Annotated in this window: 15 protein-coding genes; 3 read left to right on the forward strand and 12 right to left on the reverse strand. The window is 30.6% G+C overall.

Features of this window, described 5'->3' with window-relative positions; all coding sequences use genetic code 11:
* Positions 1-58 precede the first annotated feature (58 nt).
* The 6 genes from MSCUN_RS00605 to mtaB (MSCUN_RS00630) all read right to left on the reverse strand — a co-directional run bounded on the left by MSCUN_RS00605 (position 59) and on the right by mtaB (MSCUN_RS00630) (position 8,177).
* Positions 59-844, reverse strand: coding sequence for an HAD family hydrolase (locus tag MSCUN_RS00605; protein ID WP_095608654.1), 786 nt, complete (start codon positions 842-844; stop codon positions 59-61).
* Positions 845-977: 133 nt separating this feature from the next.
* Complete coding sequence (locus MSCUN_RS00610; RefSeq protein ID WP_095608655.1) at positions 978-2,624, reverse strand: methylamine methyltransferase corrinoid protein reductive activase; 1,647 nt, start codon at positions 2,622-2,624, stop codon at positions 978-980.
* Positions 2,625-3,033: 409 nt separating this feature from the next.
* Positions 3,034-3,879 carry a methanol--corrinoid protein MtaC gene (mtaC, locus tag MSCUN_RS00615; RefSeq protein WP_095608656.1) on the reverse strand — a complete coding sequence of 282 codons (846 nt, stop codon included), beginning with the start codon at positions 3,877-3,879 and terminating at the stop codon, positions 3,034-3,036.
* 24 nt (positions 3,880-3,903) lie between these two features.
* The gene (gene mtaB / locus MSCUN_RS00620; RefSeq protein WP_095608657.1) at positions 3,904-5,295 is read right to left on the reverse strand and encodes a methanol--corrinoid protein co-methyltransferase MtaB; all 1,392 of its coding nucleotides are present in this window, start codon (positions 5,293-5,295) and stop codon (positions 3,904-3,906) included.
* 598 nt (positions 5,296-5,893) lie between these two features.
* Positions 5,894-6,727 carry a methanol--corrinoid protein MtaC gene (gene mtaC, locus MSCUN_RS00625; protein ID WP_095608658.1) on the reverse strand — a complete coding sequence of 278 codons (834 nt, stop codon included), beginning with the start codon at positions 6,725-6,727 and terminating at the stop codon, positions 5,894-5,896.
* 64 nt (positions 6,728-6,791) lie between these two features.
* Positions 6,792-8,177 carry a methanol--corrinoid protein co-methyltransferase MtaB gene (mtaB, locus tag MSCUN_RS00630; RefSeq protein ID WP_095608659.1) on the reverse strand — a complete coding sequence of 462 codons (1,386 nt, stop codon included), beginning with the start codon at positions 8,175-8,177 and terminating at the stop codon, positions 6,792-6,794.
* A gap of 523 nt (positions 8,178-8,700) precedes the next feature.
* On the opposite strand from mtaB (MSCUN_RS00630), the gene MSCUN_RS00635 reads away from it, so the two are divergent.
* A complete protein-coding gene (locus MSCUN_RS00635; RefSeq protein ID WP_095608660.1) occupies positions 8,701-9,303 on the forward strand; it encodes a hypothetical protein in 603 nt (200 codons plus the stop codon).
* Positions 9,304-9,671: 368 nt separating this feature from the next.
* On the opposite strand, the gene mtaA is transcribed toward MSCUN_RS00635, so the two are convergent.
* Positions 9,672-10,685: a methylcobamide:CoM methyltransferase MtaA gene (gene mtaA / locus MSCUN_RS00640; protein WP_095608661.1), complete on the reverse strand. Its 1,014-nt coding sequence runs from the start codon at positions 10,683-10,685 to the stop codon at positions 9,672-9,674.
* 774 nt (positions 10,686-11,459) lie between these two features.
* On the opposite strand from mtaA, the gene MSCUN_RS00645 reads away from it, so the two are divergent.
* The gene (locus MSCUN_RS00645; protein ID WP_095608662.1) at positions 11,460-12,599 is read left to right on the forward strand and encodes an MtaA/CmuA family methyltransferase; all 1,140 of its coding nucleotides are present in this window, start codon (positions 11,460-11,462) and stop codon (positions 12,597-12,599) included.
* Between the two features lie 288 nt (positions 12,600-12,887).
* On the opposite strand, the gene MSCUN_RS00650 is transcribed toward MSCUN_RS00645, so the two are convergent.
* Positions 12,888-13,724 carry a helix-turn-helix transcriptional regulator gene (locus MSCUN_RS00650; protein WP_095608663.1) on the reverse strand — a complete coding sequence of 279 codons (837 nt, stop codon included), beginning with the start codon at positions 13,722-13,724 and terminating at the stop codon, positions 12,888-12,890.
* A 50-nt stretch (positions 13,725-13,774) separates the two neighbouring features.
* Positions 13,775-14,668: a helix-turn-helix transcriptional regulator gene (locus MSCUN_RS00655; RefSeq protein ID WP_095608664.1), complete on the reverse strand. Its 894-nt coding sequence runs from the start codon at positions 14,666-14,668 to the stop codon at positions 13,775-13,777.
* Positions 14,669-15,087: 419 nt separating this feature from the next.
* Between MSCUN_RS00655 and gatA the strand changes: the two genes are divergently transcribed.
* A complete protein-coding gene (gatA, locus tag MSCUN_RS00660; protein ID WP_095608665.1) occupies positions 15,088-16,455 on the forward strand; it encodes an Asp-tRNA(Asn)/Glu-tRNA(Gln) amidotransferase subunit GatA in 1,368 nt (455 codons plus the stop codon).
* A gap of 317 nt (positions 16,456-16,772) precedes the next feature.
* Here gatA and tfrA read toward each other — a convergent pair whose 3' ends face one another.
* The 3 genes from tfrA to hisG form a co-directional block, all read right to left on the reverse strand.
* Positions 16,773-18,446, reverse strand: a complete 1,674-nt coding sequence (tfrA, locus tag MSCUN_RS00665) for a fumarate reductase (CoM/CoB) subunit TfrA (protein ID WP_095608666.1) — start codon at positions 18,444-18,446, stop codon at positions 16,773-16,775.
* A gap of 86 nt (positions 18,447-18,532) precedes the next feature.
* Positions 18,533-19,339 (reverse strand): fumarylacetoacetate hydrolase family protein, encoded by an 807-nt coding sequence (locus MSCUN_RS00670; RefSeq protein WP_095608667.1) that lies wholly within the window; start codon positions 19,337-19,339, stop codon positions 18,533-18,535.
* Between the two features lie 6 nt (positions 19,340-19,345).
* The gene (gene hisG, locus MSCUN_RS00675) at positions 19,346-20,218 is read right to left on the reverse strand and encodes an ATP phosphoribosyltransferase (RefSeq protein WP_095608668.1); all 873 of its coding nucleotides are present in this window, start codon (positions 20,216-20,218) and stop codon (positions 19,346-19,348) included.
* Between the last annotated feature and the right edge of the window lie 188 nt (positions 20,219-20,406).

The raw sequence follows: 20,406 nt of genomic DNA on the forward strand, positions 1-20,406 counted from the left end.
AAAAGTTGTTTTTTTTTAGTAATTTCAAAATAATTAATTAACCTCCCATAATACTTTTTTAGATTATATCAAGAATTTCAGATAGCTTATTTACTGTGTGATCTACCTTACATAAGAGGTATTCTGGTAGTTCTTCTTTTTGTTCAAGGTTAAGTATTGAAATATCAGCACATTCTAATGCAAGTTCATCATTAAGATTATTTCCTACCATACATACAGTATAACCCATGTTTTGTATTTGTTTTACAATTTCTGATTTTTCTTTTCTGTTTGCTGTATCATATGTATTTGATTTTTTAATTCCTAGTATTGTTGCTATTTTCATGAGTGATTCATGATTATCTCCTGATGCTATGTATACTTCAAAGTTTAAGTCTTTAAGTTTTTTAATTGTAGATTTTGTTGTATCAAAAAATACTCCTCCTGCTGTGAAAACATAGTTAATATTTCCTTTTTGTGTATCTATTATTAGTGCTGATCCACTGCATATTTCTATGTTAAATTTATCTATGAGTGTTGTAGCTGTTTTTGTAATTTGATTTATTGTTGTTGTGTCTTTTTTGAGTTTTTCTAGGAGTTCATCTTTTGTTATTGGTATTTGTGAGTAGCTTATCTCGAATTTGTCTTTGTTTTGTTTCATGTAGTTATATATTCGTGTGTTTGGTTTTTGTGTTTGTATTATTTGTGGTGTTGGTTGTTGAAATACTACTATTATTTGATTTGGATTTTTATTAGCTATACCTATAGTATTAGTTTCAAAAAATATTGTATTATCATGTGTGTTTTTTATTGCTGTTATTCTTTTAAGAATTGTACCTGCATTATCAAAAACTATTGCTTTCATTATATCATCTTTTAATTAAAATTAGTATCATTGTATTAAATTCTATTTTCTAGTAGAATAATATAAAATTTTCAAGTATGTAAAAAAAAAGTAAAAAAAGGAGAATAATATAAGAAAAGTATCTGCTAATTTCTTATAATGTTTTAGTATCAATACCTTCAATGTAAAGAAGTTTATCATAGTCAAATACTTTTCTTGGACAGATTCTTACACATCTAAGACATGCACTACCATCACAAAGATCTGATCTGATTGTTGCTACTTGATTTTCGATTTTAAGTGCTTTTTCTGGACATTCATCAGCACATATTTGACAACTAGTACATCCTTCAAATTCAGCTGTGAGTTTAGTACCTACTTCTTCTATGATTGAAAGACCATTTTCTCCTAGATCTGGTATATCACTATCAAAGAGTCTGTGTATTTCTGGATCTTCTTCTACTTCTGGTATATTACCATATCCATACATTTCAAGCCATTCATCATATTTCCACATTGGCATGTTTTGTTCACATACAGCAAGTTCTAATCCATAAATTTTTTCAAATATTTCAGATGTTGCAAGTGTTATATGGTTTCCACGCATTCCATCTGCTACAACTTGAAGTTCATCAAGTAAGTCAGGATTTTCTACTATATCACGTGCCATTGCAAGTGATGTGTTACCTATCTGGTAAATATCAAATGAACATGCAGGGATTTGTCCAACCATAAGTGATTTATTAGGATCTACATAGAATCCACTTGCTCCTGCCATATATACAGCATCAATATCTTCAAGTTCAATATCAGCTTCTACACAAAGAGTAATGTGAGCTGCACGGAATGCTCCTAGTGCTTTTCCTATTTCTGTCATATCTTTTTCAGATAAGTATATTCCATCTTGTAGATTTATTTTATTATTTTCTGTTTTAATATCAGGTATTGATATAACACCTTGTTCTGTACCTACAGCATATGCTGATATTACACCTGTACCTGTAATACCTTTTGCTTTAGTTTCACTTTCTGATTCTTCAACTATAGTACCATCTGTGATATCTACAAGATCTCCTTGTTGTACTATAAGATCATCATCAAGTACTTCATTTATCCAGTCTTCTTCATCTTCAGCTTTCACATCACATATTGCACCAGGTGATGCAAGCATACCACATTCAATTGCTTGTCCTTCCATTGCAGGTCCTGCTGCTGCTGAACATGAATAGATTTCACCATCAATTACAAGTGCAATTTCTGCATTTGTACCAAAGTCTGATACAAGATATATTCCTTCTTTATTTACAACATCTGATTTTACAAGCATAGCAAGTGCATCTGCTCCAATTTCGTGTTTTATACTTGGTGGAATGTATACTTCTGCATCTTTGTTTATTTCAAGATCAATATCTCCAGGTTTTACAATTTGTGCATTTCTTTTTGGAGGTTCAATTTGAAGTCTTTCCATTGCATTTGTTCCCCAGTATGCTAGGTCACGAATTTCTATGTTTTGGAATAATGATAATTGAATTGGGTTTCCACATACAGCAAATCTTACTATTTTTTCTTTATCAACACCAAGTTGATCCACAACTTTATTTACAGCTTCCATTAAAAGTTCATGTGCTTCTTCACGTCCTACATTTACAGCAAAGTGAAGATGGTCCATTACATTTGCTCCTGGTATTGGATGTCTTAGTGTTACAGTTGTTCCTATTGTACTATTATCTTCTATACGTAATGCTTGTGCACGAATACCACTTGTTCCAATATCCATTGCTATTGCATATTCTTCTGCCATTTTATCACCTATTATAATATCATTTTTCTAGTGTTTATTTAAAAAAAATATTTTATTTTATTAAAGAAATTTGTATTAAAAAAATCTTCTTCGTATTGATATTTTTTTCTTTTATTTACTATAATATATGATATGGTATTTTTTAGAATATAAATATAATTAAAATTTTTTTAATAAAAATAGCACTATTTAACTTATTGTTTATGTAAAATTAGTAATTTTAATAAGTTTAATTTAAGTTAAGAATTGATTTAGAATTTAATTATAAAAATTAGATAAAAAAATTAGTTTTTAATGTTAAGTGATGTTTAAAAAAAAATAAAAGATAAAAGTCTAAATAAATTAAACTTTTACCAGTTTCCTAAAAACAATTGAAATCATTATAGGTAAACAATTTTCTGTGGTTAATCTAGGAGTATGCAGCTACGTATTCTCCAACAATGTCAGAGTATTCGTTTCTGATGTCTTCCCATGTTTTACCATCATCTACAATAGCATCTGCGAGTTTTGGTACGTGGTATGCTTCTACACCGTAGAATGTTTGTGGTGATTCTTCTACGAAGTCACGACGTACAGCTCCTCCTCCACATCCAATAGGTGTGTCGATTCCTGCTTCTTGTAATGCTGCTGCAATTTTTGCAAATTCAGTCATTGTTGTTGTCATTAATGCTGTTGCTGTCATTAATACAGGTTCATTTTCTTGTGCTTGTTTTACTACTTCTGCTGTTGGAACGTCACGACCAAGGTCTACTGCATCGTATCCGTTAGCATTTAAGAACATAACAATTAAGTTTTTACCGATGTCGTGTGGGTCTCCTTCTACAGCAAAGGTCATTACAGGTGCTTTTGTATCGGATTTGTGTCCGAGTTTTTCTTCACAAAGAGCTACTCCACTCATCATTGCATCTCCTGCAAGCATGAGATCAGGTAAGAAGAATTCACCTTTGGTGTAAAGTGCACTTACTCCATCCATACCTTTCATTAAAGCGTTGTTAATGAGGTCGATTGGGTCTTCTCCTGCATCGAGTGCAGCTTGTACTTGTGCATCACATTCTTCTTTGTCACCGTATAGTACGGTTAAAGCGAGGTCTCTTTTTACACCTTCTTCTTGTGGTAAGATTTCTGCTACTTCAGGGTCATCTTCTGGTTTGAGAGCTGGACCTTCGATTTTCACATTGTATCTTATAGCAATATCATCGTATCCGTTATCTGCGAATACTGCTTCATCATATTTTTTTAATGGACTTTCAGACATAATTTTACACTTCCTTATTTAATCTTATAATTCATATTGTGATGGGTCGTGTTCTTTTACTTTTCTTCCGTATCGTTTGATACATGTTTTTACGAATTTATCTTGTTCTTCTGGTAATTGTTCAATTGTTTTTTGAGCAGAGTCTAATGTATCTCTTTCGAATCTTGTTAAGTACATTTTTTTAGCATCTACTGCTTCGTTGATTATATCACATGCTTCAAGTGCTGCTGCACGTGATCTGAGGTAGATGTCTTCTCCGTCTGCAACGATTGATTCACCAATTCTGTAAGCATTATCATATGCAATTACGAGAGCTTGTGGATCTCGGTATTTGTCTGCTAATGTGTACATATCTCTGAGTGTTTCTTCTTCTCCCATTTTGGTTGCGGTGTTCATTAATGCACATTCGTAACCTAATGATTGTAGCCATACACCTGTTGTTGGTCCACCCATTTCTTCTCTGTTGTATACAGATTCGTTACTCCAACAGTCTACTACTGCTGCTGCTAAGTTACCCATTAAGTCTGAGTGAGCACATGTTGCGTTTTTACCTTCAGCACAAATTGGTACTCCACCAATAGCTTTTACGATAGGGTTTTCGTATCCACAGTCTTTTGTAGGTCCGGTTGCACCACATTCAATAGCTACAAGACTTCTTGCTCCTGCAATTGCTCTTGTAATAGCTGCGAGTGTGTGTGATACGTTTTTACTGGTTAATCCTCCACCAAGGAACATTGCAGTGTTAGCTTGTGCACAGTCTGTGTCTCCACCAGGTACACAGTAGTCGTATTTACTTGCAATGTCTACAATTTTTGGCCACATGTAGCCCATATCGATTGATCCTAATACACCGATACCGTATAAGATTGCACGGATATCTCCACGAGCAATACCGTAGTCTGATACTACTTTACCACCAATGGTTTCTACACATAAGATTGATGCTCCATTTTCTGCACATGCTTCGAATGATTCATCCATTTTTACGTCAAAGTCTGATCCTCTTAATCCACCCATATCTTCTTCACGAATATCTGCGATGGTTGACATTAAGGATGCTTTTGTTCCGTATTTGTCGTGTAATTCTTCAAGTTGTTCTACTTGAACTGCTGTTGTTTTTGCAGAAATTTCTGCTGATTTTGTTTGTTGTGCTACGTGTTCTTGTTCAATTTGGAGTGTTGGTAATCCTATTGCTGCTGCACGGTCACATGCTGAAAATGCAATGTTTTTACATGTAGCAACCATACCTTCTACACTTGTTTCTGATCCTTCTGCAGGAGCTACTTTAATGTTAGGTATTACTTCACCTACTCCTAATTTAACATCAAATCCGTATTCTACAGGATTTGCTGCTTGTCCAAATACTAAATCATTTACTGATTTTGTTTCCATTTTTGTAAAACGTTTTAATACCATAAATATTCACCAAATTATATAAATCATATATAAATTGTTTATTATACCCACATAAAATTATTATTAAATTGCTGTATTAATTCTATGAATTCTTTTTCATACATTAATACTTTCACTTATTAATTTTAGTACATGATATATAAAAATGTTTATCATACCCTTTAAAATTGAAAATTGATTAATTATTGTTATTTTTTAGTAATATACTACCCTTTTTTGTTTTAGATAGATAAATAAGTTTAAATTAGTATTTTTTTAAAAAGAAAGTTTAATAAAAAGTAATACCTTTTTTTAAAGAATTTAGTAATAATACAAATTTTTATTAATTTATTACTAGTAAATTGGAAAAAATTTTTTTAAATATTGCAAAATAATATTTTATGAATTAAAAATTAAGTAAATTTTAATTAATTGCAATAAATTCTAAAAAAATAACATTTAACAAAAAAAGTTAGTCTTAATATACGATAAGAAAATTTTAAGTTAATTGCAATAAATTCTAAATAAAAAGTAGAGTCTATAAAAAAAGGGGAGTTTAGAAAAAAGAATAAAAAAAATAAAAGTAAGATCCGAAGATCCTACTTCTACATCATCATACTTAGGAGTATGCTGCTACGTATTCTCCTACGATGTCAGCATATTCGTTTCTGATGTCTTCCCATGTTTTACCGTCATCTACAATAGCATCTGCGAGTTTTGGTACGTGGTATGCTTCTACACCGTAGAATGTTTGTGGTGTTTCTTCTACGAAGTCACGACGTACAGCTCCTCCTCCACATCCTACTGGTGTGTCGATTCCTGCTTCTTGTAGTAATGCTACGATTTTACCGAATGCTGTCATGGTTGTTGTCATTAATGCTGTTGCTGTTACTAATGCTGGTTTGTTTTCTTCTACAGCTTTTACAACATCTGCACTAGGAACGTCACGACCAAGGTCTATTGCATCGTATCCGTTAGCGTTTAAGAACATAAGAATTAAGTTTTTACCGATGTCGTGTGGGTCTCCTTCTACAGCACAACATACTACAGGTGCTTTTGTATCTGCTTTGTGTCCGAGTTTATCTTCACAAAGAGCTACTCCACTCATCATTGCATCTCCTGCAAGCATGAGATCAGGTAAGAAGAATTCACCTTTGGTGTAAAGTGCACTTACTCCGTCCATACCTTTCATGAGACCTTCGTTAATAAGGTTTAATGGGTCTTCTCCAGATTCTAGTGCTTTTGCGGTGTCTTCGTCACATTTATCTTTGTCACCGTATAGTACATCTAAAGCGATTGTTCTTAATGTTCCTTCTTCTTGAGGTAAGATATCAACTACTTCTGGGTCTTCTTCAGGTTTAAGAGCTGGACCTTCGATTTTTACGTTGTATCTTATTGCTATTTTATCATAATCTGTGATTTTATCATATAATTTATCTAAATTACTTGCCATTTCTACACACATCCTTTAATTTTTTTTAATATATAATTTCCTACTTATTCTCCAACCTTTATACTTATAATTCGTATTGTGATGGGTCGTGTTCTTTAACTTTTCTTCCGTATCGTTTAATACATGTTTTTACGAATTTAGCTTGGTCATCAGGTAATTGTTCGTAAGTTTTTTGTGTTGAATCGAGTGTATCTCTTTCAAATCTTGTTAGTAAGATACGTTTTTCTTCTACAGCTTCGTTAATTAATTCACATGCTTTAAGTGCTGCGTTACGTGATCTGAGGTAGATATCTTCTCCGTCTGCTACGATTGCTTCACCGATTTTGTAAGCGTTGTCGTATGCGAGGATAACTCCTTGTGGATCTCGGTATTTGTCAGCTAATGTGTATGTGTCTCTTAATTCTTTGTTTGTTCCGATTTGGGTTGCGGTGTTCATTAATGCACATTCGTAACCTAATGATTGTAACCATACTCCAGGTGTTGGTCCACCCATTTCTTCTCTGTTATATACAGATTCGTTACTCCATACATCACAAACTGCTGCTGCTAAGTTACCCATTAAGTCTGAGTGAGCACATGTTGCGTTTTTACCTTCTGCACAGATAGGTACTGATGCTATTGATTTTACAATAGGGTTTTCGTATCCACAGTCTTTTGTAGGTCCGGTTGCACCACATTCAATAGCTACAAGGCTTCTTGCTCCTGCAATTGCTCTTGCTACTGCTGCGATTGTGTGTGATACGTTTTTACTTGTTAAAGCTCCTGCAAGGAACATTGCAGTGTTAGCTTGTGCACAGTCTGTATCTCCACCTGCAACTATGTTGTTTTTCTTTGCTATGTCTACAATTTTTGGCCACATGTATGCCATATCAATTGAACCGAGTACTCCGATACCGTATAAGATAGCTCTTACGTCTCCTCTTGATATACCGTAATCTGATACTACTTTACCACCAACGGTTTCTACACATAACATTGATGCTCCGTTTTCTGCACATGCTTCGAAAGATGCATCCATTGCTTGGTCTAATTCTGATCCTCTTAGACCGTTTTCTTCTTCTCTCATATCAGCTACTGTTGACATTAAAGATACAGCTGTTCCGTATTTTTCGTGTAACTCTTCGAGTTGTTCCCATTGTACAGCTGTTGTTCTTGCTGATGCTTCTTCACTAATGGATTGTTGTTGTACGTGTTCTTGTTCTATTTGTATTGCTGGTAATCCTATACCTGCTGCACGTTCACATGCTGCAAATGCAATGTTTTTACATGTTGCTACTAATCCATCTATACTTGTTTCGGATCCTTCTGCTGGTGCTACTTTAATGTTAGGAATTACTTCCCCGTCACCAACAACTTGGTCTAATCCCATTTTAACTGGATTTTTAGTTTGTCCGAATACCATATCGTCTACGTCTTCTGTTTCCATTTTTGTATAATATTTTCTTGACATATAATTTCACCACTTAAATTTAGTTTTTTTGATAAATCTTATACCCACATAGTTATTACTTTAGCCCTTTTAGTATTTAATATATAGCCCATATTTTGTGAATATTATTTGATTTTCGATAAAGTAATTTTTATTTTTAATAAAAATTTAAGTTTTTTTAACAATTTTTAAACTAAATTATAATAAATAATTTATTCAAAATAGTATAAATAATTTAATTTAAAAGTTAATATTGATTAATTTTTATTATTTTTATAAAATAAGTTAAAATAAGCATTTATTTTTAAATTAAAGTGATTTTAATAAATACTACTATATTTTCATTGAAAGTATTTTTTAGAAAATATTACATAATTTCACATAGTCTAATTTTAAAAATAATCCAAAAAGAAATCAGAAAAAGTTAAGTGAAAAATTTCAAAAAAATATCATAAAAAAAGTAAAATAAACAACAATAATATATAAAACATAAATGCTTATTATTATATGTAAAAATTAAAAAATATACAAAGGAGGACACAATATGACCAAAAATCCTGAAGACGTACTTCAAGAAGTATTAGACACCATAAATCCTCTACGTGGAGTATTACATGTGGGAGTAATTAACGATGAATTACGTAAAGGAATAACAAAATTCGAAATGGACAAAGCCGGTCAATTAATACCAGTAATTAACATGGGTGTTCATGAATCATTAAATCGTGATTTTACAGTAGTAATAATAAAAAATGCATCATTTAGACCACCTCCAACTGCAACAGTACAACTTGTAGATAACAAAGGAAACATCCTTGGAGAAGAAATAGTTAACACAAACCAAAAAGAAAAATACGAAAAAGACGAAAAAGCTGAATTCATAAATCCAGACTTCGTACTAATAGAAGATAAAAAAGATATTGAAGAAGCTTTAAAACAAGAAAATCTAGAAGAAAACCCTACAAAACAAGCATTTGTTCTTCCACCAGTACAATTTATAGAAGTTGAAGAACTAGATGACACATGCGATGTAGTATCAAGTAGTCCAGATCCACTTGCAGATGTATATCTTAAAAACTATTTTGGTTTTGAAGATGATCCAAAACTAGCATCAATACTAGTAGGATTTAACATAAAAGATGAATGAACAAAAAAAATAACACAAATCACCTCCTAAAACCCTTTTTATTTTTTTTAAAAATATACATTTACAATTAAATTTTATACAAATTCTATTTTTCACATTAATTTCAAAAAAATATAATGATTCTGTAAAATTTTAATACTTAACGTATTACTTCTGAAAGTTATATAGGTTATATGATAAGCTACAAACTTACATAAATATTCTATAATAAATTATCATAATCTAATTTTAATTATTCTAAAAATATCTATTTAAAAAAAAGTTTTAATGATAAAAGTAATTCAATTTAAAAATAAGATCTATTTTTCTTGGGAGTTTAAGATAAGTTATAGAAAAAAAAATGAATAGAATAGGTAGAGTTAATCTACTTATTCGTAGTATTCATTTCTTGCTTCAACAAATGCTTGTAAGTTTGCTAAAGGTGATTTAGGTGCAATACCACAACTTGGTGCAAGTACGTTTGTACCTTTTTCAAGTGCTACTTTTACTTCAGCTTTTACTTCATCTGTTGGTTTACTGAATAATGTTTGGCTTGTTGAGATGTTTCCTACCATAACTGTGTCAGTTCCCATTTGTGCTCTTAGTTCTTGTGCTTCTGTCATGTCAACTGCTTCTTCTACTGAAGCTCCGTTGAAACCACTGTCGAGCATACCTTCAAGAATAGGTTTTGAGTTACCACAAATGTGGAGAACACTTTGTACATCCATTTCTGATGCTAAATCTTCAAGTGCAGGTTGTGCAAATTCATTGAAGTCGTTAGGGTCTAATAATTCTGGGGAAGATGTTGGATCTGCTACACAAATTACATCTACACCACTGTCGTTGAATGCTTCAACTAATTCGATTTGTGCTTCTAATGCTACATCTACTGCATCTTCAACTATGAAACTGTCGGTTTTTAACATTTTAACTAAGTCTTCTACACCTAAAAGGTGACCTGTTAATGTGAAAGGACCAGCCATACCTACAATTACAGGTACTTCTGGGTATTCGTTTTTGAGTATTTCGATTGCTTCTAAGATTACAGGAAGTCTTCCTTGATCTACAAAGTCATCAGGTACTTCTAAATCTTCTGGGTCATCGATAGGTGCGTTTGATTTGAGTGTAGGTGTGTTATCCATGTCACCTAAATCTACTTTACAACCGAATGCTTCTGCTTCTGCTGTTAAATCGAAAGGAATTCTTGCACATTCGAGACCTGCTTGTTCGTGTAAAGCAATTCCTAATTTTGCCATTTGTTCAGGGTCTTTGTGTGCTTCAGGCCAGGATACTCCTGCTGCAGGGAAGGTTTCTTCTACTGCTGCTGCGGTTACACTTACTGCTGGTACGATATCTACTTCTTCATTGTTTAATGCATTTTTTAAGTTTTCTATAAGATCCATTTGTTCACCTTTTATAATAATAATATTATATATTATAAGCTATGATTTCATCATAACTTAAAAAGTTTTTTTAATGTTTATTATATTTAACATTATTGTTATTTTTTAAAATGTTTCTTTAAGCTAAGATAATACTTAGTTTATTTTAACAAATTTGCATACTAATTTTAATTCTATTATAATTATTATGATAAAAATTAAAAATTGACACATTTAATTGTTAAGAAAAAATAGTTTTATTTTTGTGAGTATAAGACTATTTTAAATTTACTATGTAAATGTTAAGCAATATTTGTTATTAAATATTAATATGTTATCATTATTATTTAAAAGTTTATCATAATCTTTTTTATTATCCAAAAAACATTATTATAAGACAATTAGATAATATGTTAAAATTAATATTATCATAAGATATGATAAATTATCATGGTCTTTAATTTCTATTCATGAATCATTATAAATAATCATAATTATTAATTATTATAATTTATATTGTTAAAATATTAACTCCTTTAAATTAATTCAAAATAAAAATAAATTATTAACATACTCTTTTTTTATTTAATATAAATTTATTTATCTAATTAAAGATTATACCCTTTAAATAGTAATTAAAATAAACTACTAATTACAAGTTTAACAGGATAATTAAAATAAAACTAATATCACTATGTGTAAAAAAAATTAAAGAATTTAAAAGGGTTTTTATATTCAATATTTTGATTATTCTGATAAATTTCAAAAAAAAGAATATTATAGGAGTAATCAAAAATGAACCTTATAGATAATTTAGAAGATGCATTCAAAGGAAAAGAAGTAGAAAAAGTTCCAGCTGCAAGTATAGTATCAGTAGCATTAATTGAAGGAATGGAAAAAGCAAACAGCGGATTTCCAGAATCACACATTAATGCTGAAAAAATGGTAGCATTAGGTGAAAGTGCACATAAATATGCAGGACTTGAAAGTATAAACATACCATTTGACCTTGCAATAGAAGCAGAAGCAATGGGATGTGAAGTAGACCTACGTGATGCAAATGAACATATTCCTGAAATAACATCATCACCATACTTTGATGATCTAGAATCTGTAGAAGTAAACGATGACTTCCTAGAAAGTGGAAGAATACCAGTAGTAGCAGAAGCATGTCAAATAGCACGTGAAAAATACACAGAAGTACCACTAATAGCTGGACAAATAGGTCCATTCACACTACTTGGACAAATTGTAGGAATAGAATATCTTATGAAATGTCTTGCAACAAATCCTGAAGAAGTAAAACGTGGAGTAGACAAATGTGCAGATGCAGTAATCGAAGTAGTAAAAGCATACAACACACTAGATATTCAAGGAGACTGTATGTATGAACCATCAGTAGCAGCAGATTTACTACCACCAGAAATGTTTGATGATATAGTAGCAAAACCACTAGAAAGAGTTGCAAAAGCAGCTGACTTTAACATAGTACTACACGTATGTGGAGATACAACACCAATACTTAAAAACTCACTTAACTTAGGATACAATGGATTCTCATTTGAAGATTCAGTAAATGCAAAACATGCAAACAAAGTAAAATATGAACTTAAAAGTAACACACAACTAGTAGGAAATGTAGCAACAGACACACTCTTTAAAGGAGACTTAGAAGGAGTACGTCAAGAATCTTTCAAAGCATTAGATCGTGGAATAGACATACTAGGATCTTCCTGTTGTGTACCACCAGGCACACCACTAAAAGCAATAGAAGCAATGGTAAAAGCTCGTGATGAATACTATGAAAAAGGACTAGATAAAACACGTCAAATAAATGAAGATAACCTCTCATGGACACCAGACTACATAGATATACCACTACCAGTTGCAAATATCTGCGAGATGCAAACACTCAAAACATATAAAACCATATAAATTTAGTTTAAAAAAAAATGATAAAATCAATACCAAAAAATAGAATTAATTAAGGAAAAAAAAGAGAAAGAACTTAAAAAAAAGGGAAACATATAACCACCAACACTTATCTCCTCCACTTCTTTTCTCATTTTTTTTTATATTAAAGAGAGTTGAAAAGTCAAACTTTTTGATTTACTAAAAAATTTATCATATACGCATATATTATTTAAACCAAAAAAAAGGGAGTATGAATTTTCTTTTAATCACGGAAGAATAAATCCAATTTCCCATATTAAAATTCTTTTTTTATATTTCATCTAAATTTTCTATATACTTAAAATTACGAGTATAACAATCAAATATGTTATTTATCTTCTTAAAATGTTTATTATCAGTTGAAATTAGAAGATTTGAATCATCATAAGCTTCATCAAGATAGAATAATGATAATGAATAAAACTTATTTGTAGCAGTTAAAAAAAGATTAATTTCATTTGAATAATCAATCCATAATCTAATATAACCATCATCTACTGCTTGTTTAAATCTATCAGATACTTCACTTTCACATATTGCATCATATACAAGTTTTGATGTTATAAGATCCATAAGACCATCATTATCATATATAGCATCAATAAATGTTTCAATATGAAATACTGAAAATATTGGAAGTACAACTCTAAACCTTTTTGCAGTTGCACTTTGTCTGAGTAATGTATTCATTGGCTTATTATATACAAGTCCTGTTGATTGTATTAATGATGCATTTTTCCATATATTAAGATTTCGAATAAATCGATATGGTATATTTTCAAGTGAATGATTTTCCCAAAAATCCTCAAATACGAATTCTGAATACATATTTTCAAGGAAATGATTTACATTTAATATAATAAGATATCCTATAGATGTAAGTGTATACTTTTTAGATTTTTTAATGATAAACTCCTTTTTTTCAAGTTCTTTAAGTGTACGAAGCAAGTTTGTATTTTGAACTTTTAATTTTTCATTAATTTCATTTGATGTTTTATCACCATCTAGTAATTCATTAAGTATTTCAAGTCTTTGTTCTGATCTTAAAATATAATTTATACTCTCATAATCATTTGAAATCAGATTATTAATATTATCAAATGACATATTACATTCTCCCCCACATTTTTTTTTGATATAATATTTCTTATATTATCTTAGTTTTCGATTGTATCTTCTGTAGTTATTTTTATATCTTTATCTGAATTTTCTAATTTATCTAGTATTAATTGTTTCATTGAAATGTATTCTTGTTTACTTTCTGATTCAAATTCCTTAAATAAGCTATATGCCCAGTTTATTGCTGCTCGATCCTTTGATATTAGGCATGCATTTTTATCTATTACTCCTTCGATTCTATGAAGACTTATCACCATTTCTTCATCTGATATTACCATTGCTATTTTTGGTTCATATTCAAGGTATTTTATATCAAAGTACTGATTTTTAATATCATTTTTTTGTGTGTAATTCATAGCACAGTTTGTTATATATTTTGCTACATCTTTATGTACCATTAAATTTAGACCAGTTTCTTGTTCCATTACTGATGATATGATTCTTTTACACTCAGGATGCAAATATGAACATATTGCATTCACATGCCCTAGTCGTGTCATGCTTTTCCGATATGTATCTGTTGCTTTAAATGGATTGATTTTATCAGCTTTTATGAGTTCTACATTATTAAATACTGGAAGTTCTTCAAATGCTTCCTCGGAAAATGATTTTACATCATGTTCATTAAAGAAATCTTCATATTCTTCAAGGAAATTTATATTTGAATTTAATGCTAGGATATTTACAAGTTTTATTCTTGTTGAGCTTTTAAGATGATATTTTTCCTGTTTTTTAATTACATATCCTTTTAATTCTAGTTTATTTATGTTGGATAATACTGATGGATAGTTAAGATCTATTTCTTCTTGAAGTTCTTTGACTGTTGCTGGTTTGTTAAATAAGGATATTAGTATTCGTATTCTGAAGAATGATTTTGTTAAAAATACTATGTCATCTTTTATAGAATCATATTCTTGTCGTTTTAAACTCATATCACATCACATCCCATTTTTTTTGATTAATTTTCATTTTTTTATGTATACATATATTGTTTTAAATGTATAAAAAATAGTATTAGAATTTAGACTTAAACAACTGTTAAAAGCCATGTAAATTCCATAAATATTAATAAATGGTAAAATTATATGAATTAAGAAAATGATTTTTTATTAAAGTAAAATATAAAAAATAATTAAAATTATAATATTTAATTTAAATAAAAATATTCAAATTTTTACTGTCTAATTATTAAAATATGTTTTATTTTTTTTATTATATTAAAATATATTAATTGTTTTAAACAGATATTATACCATATAAAACATATTAAATAAAAAAAAATAATATAAAAAAAAACTTAAAGGATTTCATTTTAAACAAATAATACTTTTTTTTACTAAAAGGTGAACATATGAAAATAATAGAAAAAGTTGAAGCAATAAAACAACAAGAACTTAGTGCAACAGAAAATCTTGAAACAATGTATGAAACAATTCAAGAAAAAAACGATGATATAAACGCATTTGTAGAAATAGACCTGCCAAGAGCACAAAGAACAGCAGAAAATATAGACCGTAGAATAAAAACTGGTGAAAAAACAGGAAAACTAGCAGGACTTGTTATAGGAATAAAATGTAATATCAATGTAATGGACTCAACAATATCAGCAGCATCACCAACACTAAAAGAATACCTGGGAAGCTACAATGCAACAGTAATCGAACGTATAATGAAAGAAGATGGAATAATCATAGGTCTAACAAACATGGATGAATTTGCAGCAGGAAGCTCAACTGAAACATCAATGTATGGACCAACTAAAAATCCAAGTGCAGAAGGAAGAATCCCAGGAGGATCAAGTGGAGGATCAGCAGCAGCAATAGCAGCAGACATGTGTGATATAGCACTAGGATCAGACACAGGAGGATCTATCAGAAACCCAGCATCACACTGTGGAGTAATGGGATTTAAACCAACTTATGGATATGTATCACGTCAAGGACTACTAGATCTTGCAATGAGTCTTGATCAAATAGGACCATTTGCAAAAGATACAACAGGACTAGCATTAATGCTTGATACAATAACAGGATACGACCAATATGATCCTACAACATTTGAAGGAAAACCAGATGACTTCATGCCAGAAACAAGTAACACTTCATTAAATGGAATGACAGTAGGAATAGTAGATGAATTCATGGACGTAACTGATGATAAAATAAATGCACAAGTAAACAAAAAAATCGATGATATGATATCACTAGGAGCTCAAGTAAAAGAACTATCATTTGATGACATATCACTAGGACTACCAACATACTATCTAATTAACTATGTAGAATTCTTCTCAGCAACAAGAAAATACGATGGACGAGAATATGGAGAAAGAATAGAAGAAGTATGTGGACCTGAAGTAGCACGTCGTCTTGAAATTGGATCATACATAAGCCAAAAAGAATTCAGTGGAAAATACTACAAAAAAGCACTTCAAGCAAGATCACTCATACTAAATGACTTCCAAAAACTACTAAATGATGTAGACATAATAGCAGGACCAACAGTACCAAAACTACCACACAAAATAGGTGAAGAAATAAGCACAATGGATATGTACTCATACGATGTACTAACAGTAATAGCAAACATTACAGGAATACCAGCAAGTAGCATGAATGCAGGAAAAGTAGATGGAATACCAGTAGGACTACAACTCCAAGCAAAACCAAAAGATGACCACAAAATACTAAGCACAATGAGTGCACTCGAAAATCAATAAAAAAAAAAGTGTTTACACAAAAAAAATCTTTTAGTAAAAAAGACAAAAAAAGAGAATAAAATCAGTTAAAAAAAAAAAGATGATCTAATCCCTAAAAAAAAGAGATATCAGATCATTTACCCTTTTTTTTTAGCTAAAAAAATTATAACCTCCCTATATCTACATATTTTTTTCAAAAAATTATTTTATAATTCCAAAAAAAAGAGATTGCTAATTTTTATTTATAAAAAAAAAGTTTTTAAAAGAAAAAAAAGAAGAGGGAGTTTAAGTTTAAATAATTCCTAATTTCTTTTAGCTTATTTTTTCTTTAATATTAATTAATCATCAAATAATCCACGTTTTATTGTTTTAAATTCAGGATCATCTTTATTTAATATAAAGCTTTTAAGAAATTCCATATCATTTTTATCTGGATAATCTAAACGATAGTGTGCTCCACGACTTTCTTTACGTAGTGATGCTGATTTTACAATAAGTCGTGATAGATTTATCATATTTTTAAGTTCTAATGCTATGATTAACTCTTCATTAAATTCATCAAATGATGGTACTTTCATATCTTTTGTTTTTTCATCTAATTCATCAAGACATTCCTGTGCTTTTAGTAGTCCTTCTTCACTTCGTATTATTGCAACGTATTTCCACATGATTTCTTCAAGTTCTTTTTTTATGTCTGATGGTCTGTATATTCCATCACAGCGAAGATCTTTAATTCTTTTTATTTCATCTTCTACTTGTTTTTCATCAGGCATTAAAAGAGTTGTATTTTTAGCACATTTTGCTGCTGATTCCCCTGCTATGTTTCCAAATACTTGAGTGTCTGCTAGTGCATTTCCACCAAGTCTGTTTGCTCCATGTACTCCTGATGTTGCTTCTCCTGCTGCAAAAAGATTTGGTATATTGGTTTTACATTCTGTATCTATTTTTATTCCACCCATGAAGTGATGAGCTGTAGGTGCTACAACCATTGGTTCTTTTGTTATATCTACACCTATGTCTTTAAATTGTTGAACCATTGTATGAAGTTTTGTATGTACTTGTTCATCTGGTAAGTGTGTTACAGATAGGTATACTCCTCCTTCTGGTGTTCCTCGTCCTTCTTGAATTTCTGTATATATTGCACGAGCTACTATGTCACGTGTTGCTAGTTCTCCTCGTGGATCATAGTTTGTCATGAAGCGTTCACCTTCACTGTTTATTAGGTGTCCTCCTTCACCTCTTACTGCTTCTGTAATTAGTACTCCTCTACGGGATTTTGGTGATAGCATTCCAGTTGGATGGAATTGTACCATTTCCATGTCCATTACATTTGCACCGGCATCATATGCTATCATTATTCCATCACCAGTTTTTTGCATTGCATTTGATGTTACAGGATATAGCCATCCACATCCTCCAGTTGCTATTACTGTTGCTTTTGCATGGTATATTATGATGCTACTATCTTGTAGTGATATTCCCATTGCTCCTACTATTTTTGTATGATCTGTATCATATAGTAGTTTAGTTATCATTACTTCATCTTGTATTTGGATGTTTTCACGAATTACTTCCTGTTTTAATCCTAGCATCATTTCATGTCCTGTTTCATCTCCTTTAAAACAGGTTCTACGATAGCTTTGTCCTCCAAATGGTCTTTGTGCTAGTCTTCCATCTTCTTGTCTGTCAAATAGTGATCCGTATGCTTCTAGTTTTATTAGTTCATCAGGTGAGTGTGTTACAAGAGTATGTACAAGCATTAAATCATTTAGAAATGCTCCACCTTTTAGTGTGTCTTGGATGTGTAGTTGTAGTGAGTCTTCATCATCCACATATCCAAATACTGCATTGTATCCTCCTTCTGCTAGTACTGTACATCCAGATTTAAAACTTAGTCCTTTTGATACTATTATTACATCTTCACCTTTTTTACTTGCAATAATTCCACATTTACATCCGGCTCCTCCAGATCCTATTACTAGTACATCAGTTGTATATTCTTTAATTTGCATAAAATAAATCCCTCATATTTTTTCTTTTTTTATTTTTTTTTATAATTCATTATTTTTTTTTATTTAAAATTGAAAAAACCCACAAATTAACTTTTTATTATTTTTTTTACTGTGTTTTCTAGTGTTCCAATATCTTCTATTGTTACAGATACCTTATCACCTACATGTAGTTGTCCTACACCTGGTGGTGTTCCCGTTGCTATGATATCACCAGGATTTAATGTCATGATTTTTGATACATATTCAACCAGTTTTCGTGGTGAGAAGATCATATTTGATGTGTTTGATGCTTGTTTAATTTCACCATTAACACTTGTTGTAATATTAAGTGTCATTGGATCAATATCTGTTGATATAACAGGTCCTATTGGTGCAAATGTATCAAATGATTTTGCCCTAGTCCATTGTCCATCTTTTTGTTGTAAATCTCGTGCTGTTACATCATTTACAACTGTGTATCCTGCAATATGAGAAGTTGCATCATCAGTATCTTTGGTTTTATCTAGTATTACAACTCCCAGTTCTCCTTCATAGTCTAGTTGTTTTGATGAATCTGGATATATTATTGTATCATGATCACCAATCACAGCAGTTGATGGTTTAATAAATAATAATGGTTCATCAGGCAAATTCATATTTAATTCTTCTGCATGATCTGTATAATTTAGTCCTACACATACAACTTTTGATGGTGTACATACAGGTAGTATTTTAACATCACTGAGTTTTACTATGTCATAGTCATGTAGTGATTCTATTTTTGCTTTTACATCAGACTCATTTTCTATTGCATCAAATATTGTATCATATTCTAGTGGTGTTATTGTTGTATTTCCTGGATTTATTACTCCAATATGTATCTTGTCATCTTTCTGATATCTTATGTATTTCATTTCTAATCACTGTATATCTTCAAGTATTCGTTCTATTGGTATAACAAGTAAGTCTCTTGCTCCAACTTTTCGTAGTTTATTTATTGTCTTAAAAACTTCTTTTTCTGATATTACTGAATGTACTGCAACAACATTTGGATTTCCATATACTTCTGATACTGTAGGTCCACTCATACCTGGCATTGCATCTTTTACATCTTCAAGATCATTTTTATTTACATTTGCCATTATTAGTTTTTTACCATCAGCATGTAGTACTCCAATTATTCCTGTTTCTATTTCTTCAATTTTTTCATATTTTTCTTTCATACTGTCTTTATTTGCAATTAATCGTACACTACTTGATATGATTGTATCAATTTCTCGTAGATGATTCATTTTTAGTGTTGTTCCTGTACTTGTAAGATCTGATATTACATCAGCAACGCCAATTAGTGGTGCTACTTCTGTAGCTCCGCTTAGTGATAGAATTTTTGCATCAATATCATTATCTTTGAGGTATTTTCTAGTTATTGTTGGAAATTCTGTTGCTATTGTTTTTATTTCTTTTAGATCTTCTTTTGTTTTTATTGGTGAATCTTCTGGTGCTGCTATTACAAGGCGTGTTGTTCCAAAGTTTAGATCTTCTAGTATTTCTACATCTACATCTTTTTCAAGTACTAGATCATACCCTGTTATTCCCATGTCTGCTGCTCCATCTGCCACATATTCTGGTATGTCTGCAGCTCGTGTGAACATTACACTTATTTCTGGGTCAAATGTGTTTGAAAATAGTTTTCGATTAGAGTTGTCTGTTAGTCCTATTCCTGCTTTTTCAAGTAATTCTACTGCAGGTCCACTTATACGTCCTTTTGAAGGAAGAGCTATTCTTATGTTCATTCTTTTGGTTTCCTCCTCATCTTTTCTTTTCATGGCTATTATTATTAATGAAAGTAATTTAATTATTTTTAAGTAAAAATGTTTAGTTCTTTTCTTTTTTTGTAAATTTTTTTTGTAAACTAAAATATTATGATTTATAAAAAATATATTTTATTAATTTTTTATATTAGATTATAATTATAATATAT

The sequence above is a fragment of the Methanosphaera cuniculi genome (assembly GCF_003149675.1).
Taxonomy (GTDB): domain Archaea; phylum Methanobacteriota; class Methanobacteria; order Methanobacteriales; family Methanobacteriaceae; genus Methanosphaera; species Methanosphaera cuniculi.